Origin of the sequence: Paenibacillus sp. JZ16, from assembly GCF_015326965.1 — a bacterium.
Taxonomy (GTDB): domain Bacteria; phylum Bacillota; class Bacilli; order Paenibacillales; family Paenibacillaceae; genus Paenibacillus_AQ.
Window position 1 is genome coordinate 1,929,372 of the sequence record NZ_CP017659.1, and the last position, 25,461, is coordinate 1,954,832.

23 protein-coding genes are annotated in these 25,461 nt (G+C 49.9%); 3 read left to right on the forward strand and 20 right to left on the reverse strand.

Annotated features, from left to right (window positions below; all coding sequences use genetic code 11):
• Nucleotides 1-13 precede the first annotated feature (13 nt).
• The 7 genes from BJP58_RS08615 to BJP58_RS08645 form a co-directional block, all read right to left on the reverse strand.
• Nucleotides 14-631, reverse strand: a complete 618-nt coding sequence (locus BJP58_RS08615; protein WP_194543587.1) for a ribonuclease HII — start codon at nt 629-631, stop codon at nt 14-16.
• Between the two features lie 224 nt (nt 632-855).
• The gene (locus tag BJP58_RS08620) at nt 856-4,695 is read right to left on the reverse strand and encodes a GH32 C-terminal domain-containing protein (RefSeq protein ID WP_194543588.1); all 3,840 of its coding nucleotides are present in this window, start codon (nt 4,693-4,695) and stop codon (nt 856-858) included.
• An 80-nt stretch (nt 4,696-4,775) separates the two neighbouring features.
• On the reverse strand, nt 4,776-5,660 hold the full coding sequence (locus tag BJP58_RS08625; RefSeq protein ID WP_194543589.1) for an ROK family protein: 885 nt from the start codon (nt 5,658-5,660) through the stop codon (nt 4,776-4,778).
• 34 nt (nt 5,661-5,694) lie between these two features.
• A complete protein-coding gene (locus tag BJP58_RS08630; protein ID WP_194543590.1) occupies nt 5,695-7,170 on the reverse strand; it encodes a glycoside hydrolase family 32 protein in 1,476 nt (491 codons plus the stop codon).
• A gap of 84 nt (nt 7,171-7,254) precedes the next feature.
• A complete protein-coding gene (locus tag BJP58_RS08635; RefSeq protein WP_194543591.1) occupies nt 7,255-8,856 on the reverse strand; it encodes an ABC transporter substrate-binding protein in 1,602 nt (533 codons plus the stop codon).
• Between the two features lie 52 nt (nt 8,857-8,908).
• Entirely contained in the window at nt 8,909-9,790 is an 882-nt protein-coding gene (locus BJP58_RS08640) for a carbohydrate ABC transporter permease (RefSeq protein ID WP_194543592.1), read from the reverse strand.
• A 16-nt stretch (nt 9,791-9,806) separates the two neighbouring features.
• A complete protein-coding gene (locus BJP58_RS08645) occupies nt 9,807-10,703 on the reverse strand; it encodes an ABC transporter permease (protein WP_233355005.1) in 897 nt (298 codons plus the stop codon).
• Nucleotides 10,704-11,235: 532 nt separating this feature from the next.
• On the opposite strand from BJP58_RS08645, the gene BJP58_RS08650 reads away from it, so the two are divergent.
• Nucleotides 11,236-12,276, forward strand: coding sequence for a LacI family DNA-binding transcriptional regulator (locus BJP58_RS08650; RefSeq protein WP_194543594.1), 1,041 nt, complete (start codon nt 11,236-11,238; stop codon nt 12,274-12,276).
• A 255-nt stretch (nt 12,277-12,531) separates the two neighbouring features.
• Here the strand turns inward: BJP58_RS08650 and ylqF are convergent, their stop codons facing one another.
• The 13 genes from ylqF to wecB form a co-directional block, all read right to left on the reverse strand.
• A complete protein-coding gene (gene ylqF / locus BJP58_RS08655) occupies nt 12,532-13,398 on the reverse strand; it encodes a ribosome biogenesis GTPase YlqF (RefSeq protein ID WP_194543595.1) in 867 nt (288 codons plus the stop codon).
• A gap of 54 nt (nt 13,399-13,452) precedes the next feature.
• A complete protein-coding gene (gene lepB, locus BJP58_RS08660) occupies nt 13,453-14,067 on the reverse strand; it encodes a signal peptidase I (protein ID WP_036663956.1) in 615 nt (204 codons plus the stop codon).
• A 103-nt stretch (nt 14,068-14,170) separates the two neighbouring features.
• Nucleotides 14,171-14,515, reverse strand: a complete 345-nt coding sequence (gene rplS / locus BJP58_RS08665) for a 50S ribosomal protein L19 (RefSeq protein WP_015736355.1) — start codon at nt 14,513-14,515, stop codon at nt 14,171-14,173.
• 240 nt (nt 14,516-14,755) lie between these two features.
• Complete coding sequence (locus BJP58_RS08670; protein WP_181469736.1) at nt 14,756-14,899, reverse strand: hypothetical protein; 144 nt, start codon at nt 14,897-14,899, stop codon at nt 14,756-14,758.
• A gap of 112 nt (nt 14,900-15,011) precedes the next feature.
• The gene (locus tag BJP58_RS08675) at nt 15,012-17,054 is read right to left on the reverse strand and encodes a collagen-like repeat preface domain-containing protein (protein WP_233355006.1); all 2,043 of its coding nucleotides are present in this window, start codon (nt 17,052-17,054) and stop codon (nt 15,012-15,014) included.
• Nucleotides 17,055-17,222: 168 nt separating this feature from the next.
• Complete coding sequence (trmD, locus tag BJP58_RS08680; protein WP_194543596.1) at nt 17,223-18,041, reverse strand: tRNA (guanosine(37)-N1)-methyltransferase TrmD; 819 nt, start codon at nt 18,039-18,041, stop codon at nt 17,223-17,225.
• Between the two features lie 3 nt (nt 18,042-18,044).
• Entirely contained in the window at nt 18,045-18,566 is a 522-nt protein-coding gene (gene rimM, locus BJP58_RS08685) for a ribosome maturation factor RimM (RefSeq protein WP_194543597.1), read from the reverse strand.
• A 111-nt stretch (nt 18,567-18,677) separates the two neighbouring features.
• Complete coding sequence (locus tag BJP58_RS08690) at nt 18,678-18,908, reverse strand: KH domain-containing protein (protein WP_006211360.1); 231 nt, start codon at nt 18,906-18,908, stop codon at nt 18,678-18,680.
• A gap of 21 nt (nt 18,909-18,929) precedes the next feature.
• Nucleotides 18,930-19,202, reverse strand: a complete 273-nt coding sequence (rpsP, locus tag BJP58_RS08695) for a 30S ribosomal protein S16 (protein ID WP_006211361.1) — start codon at nt 19,200-19,202, stop codon at nt 18,930-18,932.
• Between the two features lie 48 nt (nt 19,203-19,250).
• Nucleotides 19,251-20,633: a signal recognition particle protein gene (ffh, locus tag BJP58_RS08700; RefSeq protein WP_071220054.1), complete on the reverse strand. Its 1,383-nt coding sequence runs from the start codon at nt 20,631-20,633 to the stop codon at nt 19,251-19,253.
• Nucleotides 20,634-20,654: 21 nt separating this feature from the next.
• Complete coding sequence (locus tag BJP58_RS08705; RefSeq protein WP_071220053.1) at nt 20,655-21,011, reverse strand: putative DNA-binding protein; 357 nt, start codon at nt 21,009-21,011, stop codon at nt 20,655-20,657.
• Nucleotides 21,012-21,148: 137 nt separating this feature from the next.
• On the reverse strand, nt 21,149-21,796 hold the full coding sequence (gene trhA / locus BJP58_RS08710) for a PAQR family membrane homeostasis protein TrhA (protein WP_194543598.1): 648 nt from the start codon (nt 21,794-21,796) through the stop codon (nt 21,149-21,151).
• Between the two features lie 118 nt (nt 21,797-21,914).
• The gene (gene wecB / locus BJP58_RS08715) at nt 21,915-23,033 is read right to left on the reverse strand and encodes a non-hydrolyzing UDP-N-acetylglucosamine 2-epimerase (RefSeq protein WP_199341204.1); all 1,119 of its coding nucleotides are present in this window, start codon (nt 23,031-23,033) and stop codon (nt 21,915-21,917) included.
• 205 nt (nt 23,034-23,238) lie between these two features.
• Here wecB and BJP58_RS08720 point away from each other — a divergent pair, with 205 nt between their 5' ends.
• Complete coding sequence (locus tag BJP58_RS08720; RefSeq protein WP_194543599.1) at nt 23,239-24,267, forward strand: glycosyltransferase family protein; 1,029 nt, start codon at nt 23,239-23,241, stop codon at nt 24,265-24,267.
• Nucleotides 24,264-25,436 (forward strand): glycosyltransferase family 2 protein, encoded by a 1,173-nt coding sequence (locus tag BJP58_RS08725; RefSeq protein WP_194543600.1) that lies wholly within the window; start codon nt 24,264-24,266, stop codon nt 25,434-25,436. The genes BJP58_RS08720 and BJP58_RS08725 overlap by 4 nt, the downstream gene beginning before the upstream one ends.
• The last annotated feature ends 25 nt before the right edge of the window (nt 25,437-25,461 follow it).

The following is a 25,461-nucleotide window of genomic DNA, read 5'->3' on the forward strand; positions in this document are numbered from 1 at the left end:
GCTGCATCGAAATCTAGAATAGCGACAATTGCTCAATCTCCATATTTTTCAGAAAACTTCTTCTATGCATCGCGGTAGGTCCGTGCAGCTGCAGCTGTTCACGGTGAAACTTGGTAGCGTAGCCTTTATGTACGGCAATTCCATATTCCGGATAACGCGTCTCCCATTCCCCTTCGCACAATCTGTCGCGAGTCACCTTGGCAATAATGGAGGCCGCGGCAATGGACTGACTGTTCGCATCGCCTTTGATGATGGCACGCTGGGGAATATCGCATTCCACCTTCTCGGCATCAACAAGCAGAAACTGGGGAGTAACAGCCAATTGCTCGATCGCCATCTTCATGGCAAGTCTTGCGGCTTGTTTGATGTTAATGCGGTCAATCGTTTCCGCGTCCACCAAACCAACGCCGACCGCCAGTGCCTGTTCCATAATGAGGTCATAGAGGGTCTCCCGCTTCTTGGCACTGAGTTTCTTCGAATCGTTGATCCCCTCAATCACTAACCCCTCCGGCAAAATGACTGCTGCTGCGACCACATCGCCGAACAAACAGCCTCGGCCGACCTCGTCGATGCCTGCAATATGTATATAACGGCTCCAATACTCTCGCTCATACATTAATAAATCTGTCATAGGTTTAACCCCTTTGGTTCCGAATTACCGTTTGTTACCTATTCGTGCACACGGTGTTTCCCATCTGTTCTATCAATCTAGTAACTCTTCTAGAGTATCATACTCGCCACGGAGCGTCACCCTTTTATCCGTCCCCGCATCCCGGCAGGAATTGGTTCGTCCATCGCCGAACCATCGGTTATATACCCCGAAAAAAAGAGCCGCCGGCAACGGCAGCTCTCCCCTTATTCGATTATCGCTCCCTTGGCTTCAGGGCCAAGCCGCCATCGCTGACGATCCGAACCGGCATCCGGCTCATTCATTTCAAGCCCCGAACCGTCAGCCCTTACGGCAATCGCCCGGCCATCGTGCACGGATCGGATGGTTACCGTATCATCTTCCTGACGTTCCACTCGCCATCGCTGATTGTTATAACCGAGATATGTGTATAACTGAATCCGGTTCTGCCCGGTATCCACATCCAAAGCCTTGCCTTCCGGCGTACGAATGGAATACGTATCGTCCTCTCCTGTTGGTACCAATACCCATAACGGGTTCCCCGTACCCGTTGATTCCTTCACGGTAACGGGTTCGCCGTTTACGGATTTCTCGGTATAGATCACCTGGTTCATGGCTTCGTTCATGAAGCTGGTTTTCCTCAGACGAGCTTCAGACGAATGACGGACGTAGACATTTTGATAGGAAGCCTGCCCGCCGAACACATTGACGCCAAAATGCCCTTCGGCAAATGTCCCGTCCATCACATCGATTACCGTCTTCCCGTCCACGTCGACTTGAATATGCGGACCTTTCGCTTCAATCCTCAGGTGATAGGTTCTTCCCCCTTGGATAAAACCGGGGACTCTGGCCAGGACCTGACGTTCCTCGAATCGACCTTCGACCATGTAGAAGAGCCGAATCGCCTTCATACCAGGATCCAGATTCAGATAATATCCACTGCGTCCGTCCCCGCTTGCCCGAAACAGCATGGACCCGGCACCGCCTGCTTCCCCAAGCCGCATGTCTCCTTCGAACGTGAAGTCTCCTGCCTTCTCTTGCGCCATATAATTGGCATCGCTTGAATGGCTGCCCCGGATTCCATGCTCGGTAAGAACCCATTTCGAGGCCTTGAGGTCCGGTTTCCATCCCGTCAGATTTGTTTTGAACGTTCCGCTCGTGACCAACACGCGGGTGCTCGCCGATATTTTTCCGTTTGGCGTTGAGGCCATAATCACGGCTTCTCCCGCATTCAAAGCTTTCAATACGGCATGGGTCTCATCGGATGAAACAATCCGGACCGTATCGGGATGACTGGATGTCCATACCAAAGGTTTCTTCCCGTTGCCCTGGACACGATCCACGGCTGCGTACAACGATTCGGTCTCTCCCTGGGACAGGTCCAGCTCGTATGAATCCAACAGGATTCGGGAAGCAGGTTCTGATAGATCAAGATGCCTCCACACGGAATCCAGCTCATGCACCTGAAGGGATTTCAGCTTTACTTGGCCGCCTTGGGTGTAAAAGCTCATCCCCCGTCTGGCCCGATCCGGAAAAATAACGTCCGAGAACACAACGTTTCCGTCATTGCCGAACACCTCGACGGAAGATTCATCGACATAAATACTCAGCTTGACCACTCCATCTATGGGGTGCAGCAAAGCTTTGTGTTCGGTCGAGAACAGGCTGGAGAAATCCGTGGTTCCCGATGCCGAACGGTCAATGAACATGTGATGCGCGGCATTATTATAACCGACCACCGTCTGTTGTCCGCCGCCTTCCCGCAGCCGGAAGCCGAATTCCAGCTCGCTGCTGTCTGTCGGAATCTCGACTTCCGCCTCGATTTCAAACGCGCCGGCCTGAATTCCCTTTAACACATTCTGCGAGGTCTCCGTCACTTCCCTGTTGTTCACATGGATGACCGTATTCCGGAGGGTCTCAAGCTCAGAGATTGGAGACTGGTGCAGACGTATCCCCTCACTCGTCGTTCTGAGCGACAGCTCTCTAGGTATGGTCAGCTGGCCCTTCCAGCCCGAAGTCGGAAAACTGAAGGGATAATCCCAGTTCGTCATCCATGCCAGCATGATCCTACGATTGTCCGGCAGGTCGGAGAAGGACATGGAGGCATAGAATTCCTTGCCCCAATCCGTTCTCAGCACGGTCCCCGCCGTATGATCATTCATAAATTTGCCGTCTGGCGTCACATCGCCGATAAAATATTCCGCATCGGAGCCTTGGGTGTTCGGATTAGCGCCGCTGCTGATCATCAACACCCATTTGCGCTGACCCGAGCCGTCCACGGCAAGCTGAAACAGATCCGGACATTCCCACACGCCTCCACGGATATATTCCCCATACCCGAAACGGTCCGTTAAGGACCAATCGACCAGATTGTCGGAGGTATAGAAGCGAATATGATCTCCCCCTGATACCACCATGATCCAGCGGTTGTTGGCTTCATCCCGAACCACTTTGGGATCGCGAAAATCCCATCCTCCGGGATCCTCGCCCTGTTTGCCCGGGTTCTCGATGAGGATCGGCCGTTCTTTCGAATACGTCCAGGTCCGTCCGTGATCGGTGCTGTAAGCAAGTCCGATCTTCTGATTCCCGCCCGGCCGATCAGGATTAAAGGATGTATAGTAGGCAATGAGTCCTTTGCCTCCAGAATCCCCGAACAGACCTGAAGCGTTCGTTGTATCGGCTACGGCGGAACCCGACCAGACATGTCCGAGATCGTTCCAAGGCAGTGCGATCGGCAGCCGGTTCCAATGCAGCAGATCCCGGCTGACCGCATGCGCCCACTGGCCTGCGTCCTGATGGAAAAGATGATACTCCCCTTCGAAATAGACCAATCCGTTCGGATCGCTTACCGAGCCTCGGATTGGGCTATAGTGATACTGCGGGCGGTATTCCTCCGTATAATAATCTTCCATCGGAGTTACGTACACGTCCTGAAAGTAAGCCGTTCCGGACTTTACCTTCATCCCGATCGATCCGTCCGCGTAACTTCCGTCGGAAATGCGGATCGCAGCGGGTTCGTAACCATCTACAGTGACTTGAGTTCTGTCTCCGGAGACGTGGATCTCTACATGATGCACACTTGTGGGCAGGCTTGGGTATGTACGGCTCGATGCGCCAATCACCTTTCCATCCGAGGTTTCCAGCGTTACCCGAACCTGATCATCCTCTCTCCTGAATATGGCTTCGTATCCCTCCGTTCCTTGATCGTTCCCTCTCCAATAGAACCCGGCTTCAGCCTGTCCCCCTAAGGTGATATTTCCTTCCAGCACATAATCCGCAGCCGCATTCTTATAGATTCTGTAGGCTTCGAGCCCTTCCGATGCCGATCCCTTAAGCCCTTTGATGTCAGGCTGCCAGTCCCCGCTCGTATTTACCGGTCCGAACAAGTTGCCTTTCCACTCGCTCACCTTGATATTTTGAAACAGGGCGGAACCATCCCACACATGTAGACCCAGCTGTCCTGTGGAATAAGCCGTATCATCGACTTCCATTATCGGTTCATATTGGTTTCCCCAAAACACCTTGATATTGCTGCCTACCACCTTGACCTTAAGGTGAACGATTTCCCCTTGACTCAACGAGAGCGCTTTTTCAACCTTCAATCTTCCGTTCCCTTCGCGGGCATCCTTGAGGCGAACCAAGCCTGCACTGGGTACGATTTGCAGCATATACGATGACCAGCCGTCAACGCTTGAACGAAAGACCAGCGAAGCATCTGCTTGCATATCCGTAATCATCACATCGGCTTCATAGACAAAATCATCCGCTCTGGTTGCTGAGATCGCCGCTGCATTCTCACTTGAATCGGAACTAAGCCGTAAACCTTCTGCCGTTTGTTCCATATTGCCACTGCCCTTCAACTGCCACCCTTCGAGGTTGGTCTTTACATTGGATACGCTTTCAAAAATATCGTTTTCTCCTTTCCCTTTCAAAGCTGCATTCGCTTCTTGGATCGCTGACGCAGCCCATGCCGAATCCGGAATGACGCTTGTCGCCAGCAATAAGGTCATCGTGATGGCAGACATCGTGCGCAGCAACATGGTATGTACATCCTGCGGTAATTTCATATAACCACCTCGTTTCGATTCTTTACCACACGTTATATAGGAAGGAACAGCCCGAACACTCGGGCTGATCTCCCAATTGTTTATCGTTGCGAATCTTGCCATGCCCGGATTCCCAGAGCCAATGCGCCGCATAAACCGGACTGGGTGCCTAATACCGGAGGAACTATATAATTCTCGATATCGTGTACAATTTCGTCGGCAAGCACATATCCGTTCAAATTGCGCTTCACCTCTGCACGAATGAGGGAATACAGCTGAGCTTGCTGCATAACCCCGCCGCCCAGTATGATCTTCTCCGGGGAATTCGTCAGGATCAGTCCGGTTATGGATTGCGCTATATAATAGGCTTCGATTTCCCAAGCGGGATGGTCGGCCGGCAGCAGATGTCCTTTCAACCCCCATCGGGCTTCAAGCGCCGGCCCTGCTGCCAATCCTTCCAAGCAATCGCCATGGTAAGGACAGGTTCCTCCAAAGCCATCTTCCGGATGGCGTTTAACGGGAACATGGCCTCCTTCCGGATGAACCAATCCATGAACCAGTCGTCCTTCGGCATAAAGGCCGATCCCAAGACCTGTACCCACCGTATAATAAGCGCAGCTGCTCAGCCCCCTCGCTGCTCCCCAAGTCGCTTCTCCATAAGCAGCTGCATTGACATCCGTATCCCAGCCATAGGGAATGTTCATATGCGACTTCATCTTACCAAGGACATCTGTATGCGACCATCCAGGTTTCGGTGTTGACGTTACATATCCGTATGTCGGGCTCTCCTGTTTCAGATCGATGGGGCCAAATGACCCGATGCCAATGGCTTCTACCTCATGATCCTTGAAGTAGGAAATGGCTCTGGATAATGTCCCTTCCGGCTGTCCTGTCGGAAAGCTGATGCTGTCCTTGACGATTCCGTCTTCACTTCCAATACCGCAGACAAATTTGGTGCCGCCCGCTTCCATTGCTCCAATATGCATACTGCCGGATCTCCTTATGTCTTATCGATTCATATTACTTTAACTGGCCACCAGATGAAGAAACCTCATAGATATGGAGGGATTCTATGACCTTCCGGTTATCATCAGCAAACACGGTTATGCCCGTTGATGCGGGATCAGGATAAATTAAATCCGTGATCACCGCCTGCCCGCGATCCGCGAACAGCTCCACGGACGAACGGTCCACGAAGATCCGCAGTTCCAGCATAGAGCCCGGTGTCTTTAACGGTGCCGCATGCTTGCCGGGGAAATCTTTGTGGAAATCCGCCTGCCCTGAACGGCTGCGATCCACGTATACTTCGGCTAACCTTGCATCCCAACCGACCAACGTTTCTTGTCCTAATCCTGCCCTTACCTTCAAACCAAGCGAAGATGCTGGATCAAAGCGGACAAGGATCTCGAAGTTCTCCAGCCGTACAGCCGCTAATCGGACAGCAGCTTCATCCACGGCTATATCACGCAAGGAAAGCACCTCATGACGATACTCTTCGATTTCACGAATCGGCTGCTGCGTTACCATGACTTCACCTTGCAGCGTCTCCAGCTTGAGTTCCCGCACCAAGGTCATGGCCCCCCTCCAACCATCCGTCGGTGTCAGGTTTGCGTATTTCCAATTGCTCATCCAGCCAATGAACAGCCTTCTGCCATCCGGTGCAGGAATGTCGGACCAGCTGACTCCGGCATAATTGTCCCTGCCGTAATCCAGCCACCGCACATCACACTTGGAGCGCTCATCCGGAATAAACGCTGTTCCGTCAAAATCTCCAATAAAATATTGCGTTCTGGAGCCCTCGACGTAGGCCGGATCATCGCCAATGCTGACAAGCATGACCCATCGTATTCCATTGTCCTCCGTAGTAAGAGGGAACAGATCGGGGCATTCCCATACTCCGTCATGAGATCCGATGCCCTCTCCAAACTCGCTGGCAAATACCCATTCCTTTAAATTGGAAGATCGATAAAGACATACCGTCTGTCCGCACGCCACAATCATCACCCACTGCGATGACGGCTCATGCCAGAACACTTTGGGATCCCGAAAATCAACATAGCTGTCATGGCGAAGGACCGGATTTCCTTCATACTTTCTCCAGGTTCTTCCTTCGTCCTTACTGTACGCCAGACTTTGATACTGAATCATTTGCTGCGCGCTCGGCGCATCATGATGGTGAGTGAAAATCGCCACAAGCCCGGGCCCTTCGTCGAAAAATCCGCTGGAATTGTTCCAATCTACAACGGCACTCCCCGAAAAAATCGTGCCACGTTCATCCGGCGCTAATGCAATGGGAAGCTCTTCCCAGGAAACCAGATCCTTGCTGACCGCATGCCCCCAGTGCATGGGTCCCCATGTGGTGCCAAAGGGATGATGCTGATAAAACAAATGGTATTCCCCTTTAAAATAAACCATGCCATTGGGATCATTCATCCAGTACTTCTGTGGTGAAAAATGATAGGCATTTCGATAGTTTTGTTGTTTTGTCTTAGACATTCGGTGATCTCCTTCATTATCGTTATCATGGGTTTACGACCGTACTTCAACCATATGCATCAACGGCGGCCGCATTCCACACGGTTACTTCATGTTCCTGTCGTATCCCGTTTGTTTAATCGTCAGCCACTCCTGAAGTCCAAGTCGATCCAATTCCTTCAGATAAGCGTCCCATTCCTGATCTACTTTTCCATTCTGGTACCATTCGGTGCGCATTCTTTCCAGGTAAGGGAACAAGTCCGCTTCAATCGTGGATAAGCGATCCAACTCGTCGATGGAGAAGAACACTTTCGGATACGTATTCTCCGCTTTCATATGCGGTACCATGACGTCTTTCATGAGTTTGAGCCTCCACGCAGCATCATCCGGCATCGTGGTGTATTTGCCATAATACTCGTCCAGGATCGCAAGCGGCCCCGCGATGCTTGTTTTTTGTCTTAGCTCTACCGGAGCCGTGCCTTCAAGCGGAAGATGCTTCAGCATCCCTTTGGCTTCGTCCAGCTCAAAAATATTCTGCTGGGTATCGTCACCGTAGGTTCCCCAGTTGTTCTGAACCGATTGGAGCGGTTCATACATCGCATCGATCCATTTTGCCGTTTCTTCCAGCTTCTTGTTGCTGCTGGTAATGACCAATCTTCCCCGGTCAAGACCGATCCCGTTCGTTCTCGTCACATTGATCTCACCGGATGGTCCTGCAAGCGGCGGCATCAGGTCATACGTATCATTCATGCCCGTGATGTTGGCTTTATCCCACGTAAAATACATGCCGTACCGGTGGTCCTTTCCCTTAGCCAGGTAGGTATTCCAATCCTGCTGGAAGGCTTCAATGTCGATTAATCCCTCTTCATATAATTCGTGAATGAATGCTATGGCTTCCTTATACCCCTCCTCTGCTGCGGTAAACACCACCTTGCCATCATCCGTAACAACGGTATGATCCCAGTTCTCGCCCAAGCCGAATGAAGCAAACAGGAATGTCAGATCCTCGCCGCCCGGCTTATTAATGAAGGAAAGCGGTATTTCGTCCGCCTGTCCGTTGCCGTTCGGATCTTGGGTTTTGAACGCTTTCAATACCGTTTTTAGCTCTTCCGTGGTGGTTGGCATCTCAAGCCCCAAGGCGTCGAGCCACTCCACGTTAATCCAGGGGAAGTTATCCACCGATTGAATCCGCTCTTTCCCTGAACCCAACTCCTCGATCCATGGGAAGGAATAAATATGCCCATCCGGCGCCGTAATCATGTTGACGTATTCCGGTGCTTCCTCAAGTACCTTTTTGAGATTGGGCATATGCTGTTCGATCAAATCCTCCACGGGAATGATAACCCCGTCCTTCGCCAATTTCAGTAGATCATAGTCTCCGTATCCGGCATCGAAAATGGCATCCGGCAAATCGCCGCTCGCCACGGCCAGATTGCGTTTTTCCGCAAATACATCGCTGGTGTAGTTCTTCCACTTGATGTGAATGCCGGTTTTCTCCTCCAACCGCTTGTTGATCAGCTTCTCGTTAGGGTCGGCAGGAGCCAGCGGAGAGCTTTGCGTCAGGACGTTCAGGGTGACCTTACCGTCCGGCGACTCGCTTTGTGCCTCACCGCCACTGCCGCATCCGGCCAAGAGCAGCACGGCTGCCAGAGCTGTCAGCGTTACCGTTTTTTTACGGTTATGTTTCTTGAATCCCTTCTTATTCATATCAATGACCTCCCGAATCATATATTTGGATTACTATGTTGAGGGCGGGCCACTATTTGAGCGAGCCTACCATAACACCTTTTTCAAAGTACTTTTGGAAGAACGGATACATAATCAGCAGCGGAAGGCTGGATATCACGATCGCCGAATATTTAATCATTTCCGAGAGCCGTTTCAGCTCCGCCATCGCAAGCTGGTCGCTGATCATGCCCGGCGCAGCCTGGTTTTGTATCAGAATCGATCTAAGAACGAGCTGCAGCGGGTGCAGCTTGGGATCGTCCAGATAGATCATGGCATCGAAGAATGCGTTCCACTGGCCAACGAAGGCATACAGCGCGAGCACAAAGATAATGGGCTTGGATAGCGGCAGAACGATCCGGACAAAGATTTTCATATCGGAAGCCCCGTCCACATTAGCAGCCTCCTTCAATTCATTCGGTACCCCTTTGAAGAAGGTTCTGGACAAAATGATATTCCACACATTGACCGCACCCGGGATGATCACGGCCCATACCGTATTGAGCATGCCAAGCTCCCTCACGAGCAAGTACGTAGGAATCAGTCCGCCTCCGAAAAATATGGTGATAATGAACAGCGTCATGAAAAAGTGTCGTCCGGCCAGCCGGTTCTCCGAAAGGGCGTATCCCGCACAGACCGAAACCGTTACCGTGAGAAGCGCAAATGCTGTTGAATAGAACACCGCATTGCCAAATCCGCGAAGCATCGCAGGATTGGACAGGATCATCTGATATCCTTCCAGGCTCCAATCGGAAATTTTAAAAGATAGTCCTTGATTCAGCAGCACGGTGGGATCCATGAACGAAGCAACGACAATGTAAACCAATGGAACGACCACGACCAGTACGGCAAGCGTTAAAAAGATTGCATTTAATGACAACAGAAAGCGGTCGAAGCGTGAATGTTTAACGGCCATGAATATGTCTCCTTTCCTAGTAGAGGCCTTCGCCTTCATTGAGTTTTCGGACAATAAAGTTCACCGTCACGAGCAAAATGACATTGATGACGGAATTGAATAAACCAACCGCTGCCGAGTACGCGTAATCGCCTGACTGTAAGCCGACCTTGTATACATAGGTAGCGATAATTTCAGAAGTGGGAAGATTCATGGAGGTCTGCATCAGATAAGCCTTTTCAAAGCCAATAGACATAATGCCCCCTGCCGCAAGTATGAAGACGATCGCCATAATCGGCCTAATCGTGGGCAGATCGATATTTCGAATGCGCTGGAGCAGGTTAGCTCCGTCCAGGCTGGCCGCGTTATGCAGCTCCGGGTCCACATTCGCAAGAGCAGCCACATAGATGATGGAGGCCCATCCGGCACTCTGCCATATATCCGATAGGATATAAATCCACCTGAAATATTCCGGCTGCGACATAAACATAAGCGGATTACCCGTCATCCAAATGACCAATTGATTAATCGGCCCCGTTGGCGACAAGAAGATAAACAGCATTCCGACAATGACGACCACCGAGATGAAATTGGGTGCATATAGAAACAGCTGAACATTTTTCTTGACCGTCGCCCTGCGAACCTGGTTTAACATGAGCGCAAGCAGGATCGGCACCGGAAAGCTAAAGATCAGACCAAAAAAACTCAATTTAAGCGTATTCATAAAAATGACGTCAAAATTCGGCGAGGCGATAAACTTTTCAAAATGCTTGAGCCCAACCCACTCGCTGCCCAGAATCCCTTTAATGGGACTGAAATCCTTAAATGCGATTACGGCACCGTACATCGGGACGTATTTGAAAATAAGGGTCAATATAAGCGCCGGAGCTAGCAGTATGTACAGAAAATAGTTTTTCTTGATGAAAGCGAGCATTCGCCCCGCAGAACTCCGTTCTCTGATTATCCCTGCCCCCTGGTTGGCTGGTTCCATTGAATTTTCCAAACCTGTTCCCCCGTTCTTTCTAGAGAAGTTTACATATTGCTTACAGAAAAGGCTTTCATTTTTCACTTTTGTTGAATGTCGCTTTTACAATTTATCAAATGATGTAACTTCAGTCAATCGTTTTTGTAAAAATTTATTTGTGCAATTGACAATATACATTGTTCGTTTACTTCATCCATTTGTCATAAACACGGGTAATTCATGTCGTTTATTACGTAGAATTACGGATTTCCACCCTTTCCATCCTTGTTAGATGATGTTTTAACAAATGTAATGGAATAACGAAGTCAATTCCAACTAAATCCCTGTTGTTTAAATGTTAAATTGACTGTGCATTTGTAAATTTGAGGTTGCTATTTTAGCTAATCTATTATACATTTGATTTAAGATATTCAGGTCAATAGCGCCTGGGAGAAACAACGAGACTGGTATGAAGTTGATCATTTGAGGTGAAATCAGATACATGACGAAAGAAAAAGTCACAATTCAAGATATTGCGGATGCACTGGGGATCTCCAGAAATACGGCATCCAAAGCTTTGAACGGCAGCGAAAGTATTCCGGACGAGACGCGCAGCAGGGTCATCAAAAAAGCAATCGAATTGAAATACAAACAATTTGCCTTCATGGAGACGGACAACCTGCTGACCAAAACCCCGGGAAACATCGCTCTTCTCACGGCGAATCTTCCGAGCACCTCCCATTTTGGCTCGCGCTTAATCAGCGGGCTTGAGAAACGAATCAGCGCGGAAGGCTATAACCTGTCCATTCATATCGTCCGGGACATCGATCGAAATTCTCGGACGCTGCCTAACAATTTTGAATCCTCCAAAGTGGATGGAATCATCTGTATTGAGTTATTTGATATGGAATACAGCAAGGAGCTCACAAGCCTCGGCCTTCCTACCGTATTTATCGATTGTGCCGCTGACATGTTCTACCCGGACTTGCAAGCGGATTTACTACTGATGGAGAATGAACACAGCACCTTCCACATGACCAGGCGGCTCATAGAGCAGGGCAACATGTCTTTGGGATTTATCGGGGACATCCATCATTGCAAGAGCTTTAATGAACGCTGGGTGGGATTTAATCGGGCCTTGACCGAAATGGGGATCCGGCTGGATCTGGAACAATGTGTTCTAAACCCGGACCGTGAGTTTTTCTCCGAGTCCGACTGGATGGAGAAGCGGCTGAAACAGATGAAACAGATGCCGTCCGCATTTGTATGCGCCAATGATTTTATTGCGGTCAATGTGATGAAAGCCTTGAAGAATAACCATATCGCCATCCCGGGCGACATTGCCGTATGCGGCTTCGATAATGCGCCTGAATCGCGCATCGTTGAACCCCATTTATCAACGGTACATATCTATAGCGATGAAATGGGAATTGCTGCGGCCAACATGCTGTTGTCCCGGGTGAAAGAACCGGCGTTACCCTATCAAGTCACGCATATCCAAACAAAACCGCTATTCAGGGCATCGACTGAAAAAATAGACTAGGGGATTGCAGAAGGAGCTGAGACTCCACCATGGACCTCCAGCTGATCCACAGAAAGACGCTGATCGACATACTTGGACAGAAGGTCGGAACACGAGGAAAGAAAGTTTTTCTTACGATAGTGTGTGTGGGCATGCCTCTGATGTTTATCCCTATATTGAAAAAAAAGAACCGTTCTCCCGGTATTCGGGCAGAACGGTTCTTTCGGGTTGAGCTGGAGTGAGAGGCAGTTCATCCTCCCATTCTCCGTTAACGATTCAATAAGGCGATTCCATGGAATATCGCCCTAGTTTACCTGCGCGAAGCTCACGCAGGAAAATGCTTGAGGCTTTTTCCAGATCGACTCTTCCGCCGCTTACGATACAGCCGCGTTTTTTTCCGATCGCTTCCATGACCGCGACAATTTCATCCGGGTTATCCAGATCCGTGGGGCGCTCCTTAAGATCAAAGCGCTCGCTCATCGATTCCCAATAATAGTTAGAGAAATATTTGATCGCAAAAAAGGCAATATCCTCTACATTCAATATTTCCTCTTTAATGGCGCCGGTGACCGCCAGGCGGTACCCTACATTCTGATCCTCGAACTTTGGCCACAGGATACCGGGTGTATCCAGTAATTCCATCTCACCGCCGGCAACCTTAATCCACTGCTGCCCTTTGGTGACACCCGGACGGTCTCCCGTCTCGGCGATGTTCCGGCCGGCAAGCCGGTTAATCAGCGTGGATTTGCCTACATTCGGAATCCCCACGATCAACACCCGCATAGCTCGCGGGTTCATGCCCTTGGCGATTTGTTTGTCAATCTTCTCTTTCAGCAGCAGCTTGATCTGATTCGGAATATCCTTAACACCTGTCCCCGTGGATGCATCTACAGGGAAGGCGGTTAAGCCGTTTTCTTTGAAATGGGCTTGCCATTGCCTTGTTACCTCAGGATCTGCCAAATCGGCTTTGTTCATAATAATGAGCCGCGGCTTGCCCTGCAAAATCTCGTCAATCATGGGATTTCGGCTTGAGAGCGGAAGCCTCGCATCGATCAGTTCAATTACAGCATCGATCAGCTTCAGCTTCTCCTGAATTTGGCGGCGCGCTTTGGTCATATGTCCGGGAAACCATTGTATTGTCAACGTCGTCACCTCTACTTTGCTCTGCAAACTTTCATCGTTTCTATAGCGCCATGGCTAATGGTTGATGAGCCCTATGTCTTTAATCGGCCAGAAGATCAAGTCTGCTCGCCCGATAATATCCCCCAAAGGAACATATCCTATCATACGGCTGTCCGTGCTGTTGGAGCGGTTGTCCCCCATCACAAACACATGGCCTTCTGGCACAACGCCGTCCTGAACGAACGAGTTCGGAAAGTCCGTGTTATTGTATAATCTGTTTTCAGCATGAGCTTGATCAATTGCTTCCTGTATGTAGGTTTCATTCACAGGCTCCCCGTTGACAAGCACTTTATCGCCTTCAACTTTAACCGTATCACCAGCAACTGCAATTACGCGTTTAATGAAATCCCTGCCCTCATCAGGAACATGGAACACGATAACTTCTCCACGCTCGGGTTTGCGGATATCATATAAAATCTCGTTGACGATCAGCTTCTGATTGGATACAAAGTTAGGTTCCATGGATGGACCCTGCACAATAAACGGTTTAAAGAGAAGCCAGCGAATGAGAACGACGAGAACCAGAGCAATGAGAAGAGCCTTCAGCCATTCTACAAGCTCGTTCTTAGCCTTTTTGGCCGGTTTCCCCACGTTGGTTTCAATGGCCTCCTGGTGTTGATCTTTCTCCATAACCCACCGTCCTTCCCTATAGATCGCTTTCGCATGATAACGATTTTTGGATATACAAAAGGGGCTTGTATATACGCACAAGCCCCTTTCTACCGCCTTGTAATTAACGACGAATTTCTTTAATTCTCGCTGCTTTACCGCGCAGTTCACGAAGATAATAAAGCTTCGCACGACGCACTTTACCACGGCGAGCCACTTCGATTTTATCGATTTTAGGCGAGTTGATTGGGAAAGTTCTTTCCACACCAACACCGTAAGAAATTTTACGAACGGTAAAAGTCTCACTGATTCCGCCACCGCGACGTTTAATTACTACACCTTCAAACAACTGGATACGCTCACGAGTTCCCTCGATAACCTTAACGTGTACTTTTAAAGTATCACCAGGACGAAAGCTCGGAATATCTTTACGAAGTTGTTCTTGAGTAATCGCTTGAACGATATTCATCTATGACTCCCTCCTCTCACACAGGTGTTCTTGCATCTTCCGGAAACTCTATGTATTTCCTTCATTATCCGCAGCGGACCACCGTATTCACAACAAAAGAAATAATAACATATTTCGCAGTCCGAATCAAGTGTTTTATCTTTACACCCTCATGGTTAGGCCAGTTTTTCACCGAGCTTTCGTTCATAAAAAAACCACTTCCAGCATGAAAAATCATGCGAGGAAGCGGTTAGGCTGAACTTAATTTACGCTTTCTTTCGAGTCGTGCAGTCCTTTGTGGCGCTTGCCATAGTATTCAAGAATGTCGTCTACCGTTTGAAATTGGACTTCTGTATTGTTTGTATCTTCTATTTTCGCTTCCTGTTGTTGTCGATGTTCTGTCATGACTAGATGCCTCCCCGTCTCTCAAGTGTTTCTCCAGATACATATTACCCACCAATGAAGGGGCTGTATCAGTCATTATTAAAAAAATGCCCCTGAAGTATACAATGCTGGGTTATGAGCCAATTCTAAAGATAGTAATTCTGGCACCGGTTTGAGGAGCTGTAATCGACTTGGCCACTGGCGATAAATTATAGAGCCCTACAGTGTTACCTGCGCTTAAATTGATGACGGCAGATCCTGAGACTTCGGCGTTGGTCGAAATGGAGTTCATGTTCGCCGTACTCGTGGTATTTCCATTCACAACGATCCCAAACGTGTTGGGAGCTGCCTGACCATTAGCAATAGAAACATGCCAATCAAAGTAGTAAAAACCAGCTGTCACGATAGTCAACGTTGTTGTACCATTAAAGGTTACGCCTTGAAGCATACTGGATGAAAAAGAAACCGGTGAATTGGTGGCCACATTTTGAGTGGCACCGTTGCTGGCATAGATGACACTACCTCCCACAAGGGTAGTGGAGCCGGTTGGACCCGTCGGGCCTGCCGGGCCTGTTGCACCGGTCGCTCCTGTGACTCCCGTTGGACCTATACCACCAGTTGCTCCTGCTACTCTTGTGGCTCCTGTTACCCCAGTTGCACCCGTGACTCCTGCTGCTCCTGCTGCTCCCGTTGACCCTGTTGCACCCGTTACACCCGTCGATCCCGTTACTCCGATTGCACCCGTTGCTCCAGTTACCCCAGTTGCTCCGATTGCACCCGTGGTCCCTGCTGCTCCTGTTGCCCCAGTTGCTCCTATCGCTCCCGTGACACCAGTTTTACCAGTTGCTCCTGTCAGGCCTGTCGCCACCGTGACTCCGGTTGCTCCAGTTGCTCCAGTCGCTCCCGTGACACCAGTTTCACCAGTTGCTCCCGTCACCCCAGTTGCCCCTGTAGCTCCAGTCTCTCCTGTAGCCCCTGCACCAGTTGCCACCGTTGCACCAGTTGCTCCCGTTAGCCCTGTAACACCCGCATCTCCGGTAGCTCCGGTAGCTCCCGTCGGTCCTGTCACACCGGTTGCACCAGCGAGACCTGCTGTCCCCGTGGCTCCCGTCACGCCTGCAGCTCCTGTAGCCCCTACTGACCCTGTTGCTCCGGCTACCCCAGTTGCTCCCGTAGCGCCAGTTTCTCCGGTAGCTCGCGTGGCGCTTGCCGGGCCTATTGCCCCCGTTGCTCCTGTTCCTCCTGTGACCCCGGTTGCCCCTGTCACTCCTGCTGCTCCTGTTGCTCCTGTTGCTCCTGTTGCCCCCGTTGCTCCAGTCACGCCCGGCCGAGCGTTACTCGGTACGCTTCCTAGGGTTTCCTGGATTGTTAGACCCTGAACGCTCACAGCGCTCGTCCTTGCTACAACTGCCAGAGATTGAACGGCAGCTTGTTGGACAGTCACTGGAATGTTTAACGTCGCTACCGCTCCTGAAAGAGCATTCGTATAATTAGTCAACTGTTCATTCAAAAATTCAGGCGAAGCTCCATTCAAAAGCGAAGCTTGAATTCCATCCGCTGCTGCTTGCAGCCTACTTAACTGTGGTCCGGAACTCCCTAATCTCGCAGCCTGCCGGTTAATTCCTTGGAGTACTTCTGCAAGCTGATGGCGCGACGATGCCCCTGGATTCGTCGTTGCATTCATAATATATAAAGGCAGATTGTTCATTAAATTGACCAACGGCACAGCATCCGCACTCGGAAACGCATACTCCAGCCTAGATTGAATACCTTGTTGTGAAGCCTCGATATCCGTTCCGATCTCGCCCCCGACTCCGAGTCGTTCTCCATATGATTGAAACAACGTCATGACTTCGTTCAATCTTGTTAGGATCCCTTCCAGATTGTCCGCATTGGAAATCCTTGCAATTTGCTGCACGGCCTGGCTAAGCCCCCGCCGTTCTCGCAGCGAAAACCTCATTCCCGAGACCAGGTCGTTAAGGCTCTGCAATTGTATTTTGATAAGCGTGAAATTCTCGTTAACCGGCTGTTCCACAAATGCGCGTAACAGTGACGTTAATTGACAGATCAATGTAACGAATCGAGTGGCTTGGTTCCTTCCTACACGGATTCGTCCAGATGTAAGTCCTTGAATGACAGCCTTGCTGTCCCTACGCTTCCTTCTTTCTTGCCTCAATCGATTTCACCCCTTACGATCTCATACATCCGCAAACGCCTATTTATCACACTATTCATTTCATACGAATTTTGTTCTGGGGTGCCAGCTTGAAACCGGTTCGTTTAAGGAATAAAAAAAAGAACAGACCTGTGCTCACAGATCTGTTCTTCGATTGAGCAAAAAAGCTTATGAGGATCCCGCTTCTCGCTGTAGCTTGTCTATATACGCTCGATCCTGTTTCGACAATTCCAGCTTGTCTAACAATTCCGGGCGACGCTCCCATGTCCGCTTAAGCGCTTGTTCCCGACGCCACACGTCGATATTCGCATGATGACCGCTTAGCAGGATATCCGGCACTTTCCAGCCGCGAAACTCAGCAGGACGTGTATAGTGCGGATATTCAAGCAGGCCTGTACTGAATGAATCCGTCACCGCTGAGGTTTCATTGCCAAGTACACCCGGAAGTAATCGGACTACAGAATCGATGGCAACCATCGCCGGCAGCTCTCCACCGGTGAGCACATAATCTCCGATGGACAACTCATCGGTAACAAGAAACTCACGAATTCGTTCATCGTAACCTTCGTAATGCCCGCATATAAACACCAGATGGTCTTCCTGTGATAATTCTTCCGCCTTCTTCTGCGTAAAAGTCTCTCCTTGCGGACACATCAGAATGACTCGCGGAGGCTTGACTGTTCCGGAGACTTCCGCTGGAATCTCCTCGGCAGGATTAGCCCCATCGCCGCCATGGTTTGCAATCTCATTCCCATTGGAAGCAAGAATATCCTCCACCGCAGCAAAAATCGGGTCCGGCTTTAACACCATCCCTCCGCCTCCGCCATATGGAGTGTCATCGACCTGACCGTGCTTGTTTCCCGCATACTGGCGGAAGTTGATTGCATTCAAGCTCACAATTTGTTTCTCGGCCGCTTTACCCAAAATACTCGATTGAAATACGCCATCGAACATCTCGGGGAACAGCGTCAGCACATCAATCCGCATGGACTATAACAACCCTTCCATGAGATGCACGCGGACAAGCTTCGCTTCCTTGTCTACATCAAGTACGACATCCGGTATGGCCGGAAGAAGAATTTCTTTTCCCTGAGGCGTTTTGACAACCCACACATCGTTAGCGCCCGGCGTCAGAATTTCGGAGATCGTGCCGAGCTCCTCAGCAGGGTCTTCATCGGTCATCACCTTGCAGCCAATAATCTCATGGAAGTAGTACTCGTTCTCCGGAAGTTCCTCTTGAAGATCCGCTGATATCTTCAGCAGCGAGCCTTTATATTTCTCGGCATCATTGATGCCATGCAGCTCCTTGAATTTAAGGATGTACATGTTTTTATGAAAACGGGATGTATCCACCGTTGCTTCAATCTTGCTCCCCTTCTCGGGGACAATGTACAGCTGGCTCTTTGGAGCAAATCGCTGGTCGGCAAAATCCGTATGCGGCATGACTTTAACTTCCCCACGGATGCCGTGCGTATTCACGATTTTCCCTACAGTAAACAACTTTTCAGACATGGTCTTCCTCCTGCATCACTTAATGAACGTTCACGCTAGTATGACCGGCTGATTTCTTCAGCATGTACGAAAAAGGGCTAGGACATGCATCCTAACCCCCTTTCGTATATTTTAAGAAATGATATCAACGGTCACCCGCTTATCCATTTTAACCGCCGCCGATGTTACGACTGTACGCAATGATTTGGCGATACGCCCTTGTTTGCCTATGACCTTCCCGACATCGTCAGGATGCACGTACAGCTCATATACAATCAAGTGCTCCTTCTCAACGGTCTTCACAGTCACATCTTCTGGATGATCCACTAAAGCCTTAGCAATAACGCGAACTAATTCTTCCATAGATAACCCTCGCGATCAGTCTTATTTCTGATGCTTCAGCTCATGAAACTTCTTCATTACGCCCGCTTTGCTAAGCAAGTTGCGAACCGTGTCAGATGCTTGCGCACCATTTTGAAGCCAGTTCAGTGCTTTCTCTTCATCGATCTTAACTTCAGCCGGTTGAGCAACCGGATTGTAATAACCGATTTCCTCGATAAAACGGCCATCACGCGGGGAACGGGAATCAGAAACCACCACGCGGTAGAAAGGAGCCTTGTGAGCACCCATGCGTTTCAGACGAATACGTACTGCCATTTGAAAATTCACCTCCTTCAAAAAATGTCCATTCGATATCACCGTAACTTAACGGAACGGGAATTTCATGCCTTTTCCGCCAGTCAAGCCTTTCAGTTGTTTCATGGCCTTGTTCTTGCCGCCTTTAGGACCCATCATATCCGAGAACTGTTTCATCACGCGGCGCATTTCGTCAAACTGCTTGATAAGCCGGTTCACTTCAGCCAGCGAGGTTCCACTTCCCGCCGCAATCCGTTTACGACGGTTATGATTGATAATGTCAGGCTGCTGCTTCTCCGCTGTTGTCATGGAGTGAACAATAGCCTCAATGCGTCCCATCTGCTTCTCGTCCACCTTGAGATCCTTGGCTTGCTTCATCTTGCCCATGCCGGGAATCATATCCATCAGCTGATCCAGAGGACCGAGCTTCTTGACCTGATCCATCTGCTCCAGGAAATCCTCGAACGTAAATTCGGCATTGCGCATTTTGCGTTCCATTTCCTTGGCCTTGTCTGCATCAATGTTCGATTGTGCTTTCTCGATAAGCGACAGCATATCGCCCATGCCGAGGATCCGCGATGCCATCCGTTCCGGATGGAACGGTTCGAGCGCATCAATCTTCTCGCCAAGTGCGGCGAATTTGATCGGACATCCGGTAACGGCCTTAACCGAGAGGGCGGCACCGCCTCGGGTATCGCCGTCCAGCTTCGTCAGTACGACGCCCGTGAGCGTCAATTGCTGATTGAAGCTTTCCGCGACATTCACCGCATCCTGACCCGTCATCGCGTCAACGACAAGCAGGACTTCATCAGGATTCACTACGCTGTGAATCTGCTTCAACTCTTCCATCAGCTCTTCATCGACATGAAGACGGCCGGCGGTATCGATAATGACATAATCGTGACCGTTATCTTTGGCATGCTGGAGGCCCTGTTTTGCGATTTCAACCGGGCTTGTCTTGTCTCCTAGCGAGAACACCGGTACGTTGATCTGACTGCCGAGTACTTCGAGCTGTTTGATCGCCGCTGGACGATAAATATCGCCGGCAACGAGCAGCGGTCGGCTGTTCTGCTTCTGAAGCAGCTTGGCCAGCTTACCCGAAGTCGTTGTCTTACCGGCACCTTGCAAACCGGCCATCATAATAACTGTTGGCGGCTTGTTGCTCTTCGCCAGTTTGGCTTGGCTTCCTCCCATCAACTCCGTCAGTTCTTTATTAACGATGTCAATGATCACCATGCCGGGCGTAAAGCTGTCCATCACTTCCTTGCCGATGGCCTTCTCTTTTACTTTGGATACGAAATCCTTAACCACTTTGAAGTTAACGTCGGCTTCGAGAAGCGCGAGTCTGACTTCACGCATGGCGGCTGTTACATCTTCCTCGGACACCTTGCCTTTACCACGAAGCTTGCTAAACACATTCTGTAGTCTGCTGGTCAATCCTTCAAACGCCATATCCGCCACCTCCGTTCATACTTAATCCCATACTTTTAATCGTTCGACCATATCGGTCATTACATTCTTATCATGTTCACCCAGGTCGCTACGCTCCACCATTACCCGAAACTTATCCAGCTCCCGGATGCGCGTTTCATGCTTGCTCAAGAGGCCCAACTTCTCTTCATAGGACTCGAGCACCTGTTCTGCGCGCTTAATATGCTCATAGACGGCCTGACGACTAATCTCAAATTCACCAGCGATTTCTCCAAGGGAAAAATCATCATGGAAATAATATTTCAAAAAGGTCTGCTGTTTCTCTGTCAGCAGCTGCTCATAGAAATCGAACAGCAAATTGATCCGGTTCGTCTTCTCGAGCCGATTCTCCTGACTCATTTAAGGGCACCCCCTCGTCAAGGAAAAACACTTTACAGTTCGCTTAACGAACCTTATCATACAAAAAACAAAGAAGGATGTCAAGCCATTTCCCTTGTCATCCTTCTTCATGTGCAGGAAGCCTTCTTCCTACCCGTTCAACCGATAGGAAGAAGGTATATCAGTATCGCAAAAAAGTGAAGAATCGAACCCGCCAGAACAAACAAATGCCAGATGGCATGATGGTAAGGAAACCCCCGCCATACATAGAATATGGTACCCAGCGTGTACAGTACGCCCCCAAGGGCAAGCAAATTCATGCCTTGCGACGCTACAACCGCCGTTAACGGATTCCAGGCAATGACAATCAGCCAGCCCATCGCAATATAGAATATCGTGGAGAGGAACAGAAACTTCTTGACGAAAAATGCTTTGAACACGACACCGAACAGCGCAATGCCCCATACGATCCCAAAGAGACTCCAGCCCAGCGATCCCCGGATGGCAACCAGCAGGAATGGCGTATACGTCCCTGCGATGAACAAGTAAATGGAAGAGTGATCCATAAACTCAAAGAAATCCTTGGCTTTCCCGTCTCTCAAACCGTGTACGAGCGTGGAGCTCAAATACAGCAGGAGCATCGTTGATCCGTAGATTGTGAAGCTCACCACATGCCAGGCATTTCCTTTCAAACTTGAAAATACGATCAGCAGCACCAGCGCAGCAACGCTCAGTGCCGCTCCTATGCCATGTGTTATTGCATTCGCTATCTCTTCTCTGCGTGGATAAGTGTAAGTATTGGCCATAACAGGTATCCTTTCGCTTGAAATCTTATAGAGGTTATTCAAAAAACTGACTTTTTGAACCCGACTTATACTTCATTATACGCCCTTCGGGCATGCAAAATCAAAGCCGTCCCCTATATCAACCCCTCTGCGATTGGAAGAATCGCTGGATGGCGCTGACGATTTGGCGGGACGCGGTGCCGTCGCCAAACGGATTATGGGCTCTGGCCATGCTGTGGTACGCTTCCTTATCCGTCAGCAGTCGCTCTATTTCTGCCTGAACCGCTTCACACTCCGTACCAACGCATTTTAGAGTGCCTGCTGTAACCCCTTCGGGGCGTTCGGTTTTATCCCTCAGCACCAGAACCGGCTTCCCCAGTGACGGCGCTTCCTCCTGTATGCCGCCGGAGTCCGTCAAGACCAGATAGGAACGCTGCATGATATGATGGAGATCAACGACATCGAGCGGTTCGGTCAAGTGGATTCGCTCGTGCCCCTCAAGCTCTTGCGCGACCGCCTCCTGCAGTACGGGGTTCGGATGGACCGGATATATCACTTCAATGTCAGGGTGCTTCTGGATCACCCGCTTCACAGCCTCAAATACCCCTTTCATCGGTTCTCCCCAATTCTCCCGCCGATGCATGGTCATCAGTATTAAGCGGCTATCTTGCCGTAATTTGTGCTGTATCGGATGTTTAAAGGGAGCCTTTAGCGTCCACTTCATTGCATCGATTCCCGTGTTTCCCGTTACATACACGTGAGCCGATCGATTCTCGGCTTTGAGATTTGCTGCCGACAGCGCCGTCGGAGCAAAATGCATATCCGCCACCCTGCCGATCCACTCGCGATTCATCTCCTCTGGAAACGGCGCGTATTTGTCATACGTCCGCAGCCCTGCTTCCACATGTCCCACCGGAACCTTTGCGTAATAAGCTGCCAAAGCACCAATGAATGCCGTTGTGGTATCTCCATGGACCAGCACTAGATCATATTTTCTCGCTTGGAATACCTTCTCCATCCCTTTTAGCAGGTCAGCGCTCAAATTGTATAAGGATTGCCCTTCCTTCATGATATTCAGATCCGTTTGCGTCTGGATTTCAAAAAAACGAAGCACCTGGTCCAGCATCTCCCGGTGCTGGGCGGTTACGCATACGATTGGAGTTAATCCCGGGGCTGACTCCAATTCCTTGACCAAAGGTGCCATTTTAATCGCTTCCGGACGCGTTCCGAATATAACCAGAACATTTTTATGTTTCACGAACCTTCACTCCCCCTCGTTTTATATGAAAAGATAGATCTGAAACCTCATATCTTAAGCATTATATGGAAAGTTGATAGATTCGTTCCGGTCATGAGCAAGCTTGTAGAAATCAACCATTTTTCTGCGATTCGGCTTATTCGTCCAATTCTATGAAGCTAGCAACGCATATATTATCCCGAGTACAAAGAAAGGAGGAAACCTCTTGGCTGTTATCATTTATCCGAGAACGATGAACTGGTCGTATATGAAACAGAGACCGCAGCAGCTTATGGCTCAATTGGGCGCGCTTGGTCATCAGGTTTTCTTCGAAAACCTGGCACCGCTGGATAAGGAATTCAAAGAAATTGAACCGAATGTGTTCCTGTTCACAGATACCAAAACCTTTTTGCACAAAAAGCTGCCTGCCCTTCGCAAAGAACATCCGATTGTCGTCTGGACGACCTGGTCTAAGCTCCGTACGCGCATTTCCACACTCTTCAAACCCGACGTCACCATCTACGACTGCTGTGATGAATTTCCGCATTGGGCAAAATATGAACCTAAAATGATTGATGAAGCGGACCATGTCGTATGTACCGCAGAGGTGATTCACACCCGGTTGTCCCTGGCATATCCGGATAAACCGCTTACCCTGATCCCGAATGGCGCAGACTCTTCATTTTTCCATATTCCATTCAGTGAAAGACCCACCGATCTCCCTCCGGGTCCTGTTGTCGCTTATATCGGCGCCTGGGCTTATTGGGTAGATCATGAGCTGTTCGCTAAGGCGGCCCTCCGTTTTCCAAACGTCCAATTCGTTTCCATTGGAGCTCCTTACGGCAGCTCCGGTGATTATTCGAAGCTCCCCAATGTGCATATACTCGGTGAAAAGCCGCACCAGGAGCTCAAGCGTTATCTGACTCATATAGACGTTGCATTGATCCCCTTCCAATATCATCCGATTACGCTGGCAACCAATCCAGTCAAAGCATACGAGTATTTGGCATCCGGTGTCAGGGTATTGTCGACGGCTCTGCCGGAATGCATCGCCATGGAGCCGCATGTTACTACAGCGACCACCCATGATGATTTCTTGGGCAAACTGTCCTCCATGCTCCATCACCCGGACACGGAAGAGCATAAACTGGGCCGCATTGCCTACGCCAGAGAGAATCGCTGGGTTGAACGCGGATTGAAAGCCGATCAAGTGATCCGTCAGGCCATCCTGGACAAAGGCATGAACCCCCATTGAAACCTTATGCCAGAATCCGTACCCAGCCATTCGGCTACAGGGCCATCGATACGACAGCCTATCGTGAACAAATCATTCAGGAAGTCTCACAAATAGATCATGAGTGGATTCTATGGAGCGGTACCTTGTCTTTTTCCCATAAAAGCGCACAGCATTGCATTCCGATACCACCCCATATTCCAGATCGTGTTGTCTGTATATGCATGAACGGTGCCCCTCTATATTGGAGAAAAACCTGGCTGCTTGCTGCTCTCACCCGCTGGGATAACAGGCTTCCGGCTGCTAAATTTCTGTCTTACGATCTGCTGCCCGCCGATCCAAGCCTTACGATGCATCTGGACCCGACGCAAAATCCTCCGTATCAAAAAGATCTGGAGTATATTCTCCCTATTCTGTCGGCAACAAGGATACGAGAGAATACCGCCAGCTCGAAAGGGGCTTTATCCCCTGAAATTCCTCCGCAACCTGTCGTCTCCATTCTGATGAGCATTCATAATATGAAGGACTCTTTAGGCTGGAGCATCCGTTCCGTATTGGCTCAATCAAGCGATAATTGGGAGCTGCTAATAGGCGATGACGGCTCGGAGGACGACAGTCTCGAGGAAGCCTGTGCTTATCTTGACAGCAGAATTCGGGTCCTGTCCCAATCGCGTAACCGCGGAAAGGCGATCATGATGAATCGGCTGCTCTTTGAAGCAAAGGGGCGATATATTCTGGAATTGGATGGAGATGACTGGCTGGCACCGGATGCGATCGAACTCCTGTCCGACGCGCTTGACCAGAATCCGGACGGCAGAATGGCCACGGGGCGGTATGGATGCTGGGAACGAACCCGGCAGTTCGGTCCTCTATGGAGAAAAAATGTTGATTCGGGCCATCTTTATTCGTCTTGGTCTGCTTCCGTAAATCGAACGACTCAACATGGGCACCCGCTTGTCCCTCGAATGTATCGCAAGTCATCCCTAATCGCCATTGGGGGCTGGTGGAATCGGGAGGATCGTCTCGGGCGTATCTTCGAAGATATCGATGTCACCGCCAGGCTTCTTAAGCACAGCTCACCGGTTCAGGTCGATGCCGTCTTGTATCATCGCGTCCTTTATGGCAGCAGCACCAGCCAACGTAACCGCAGCCTCTTCGAAGCCTGGTGTCAGCAAACAGGCAAGAGCTAGACAACGCTTGAAAAGGAGGTGATAC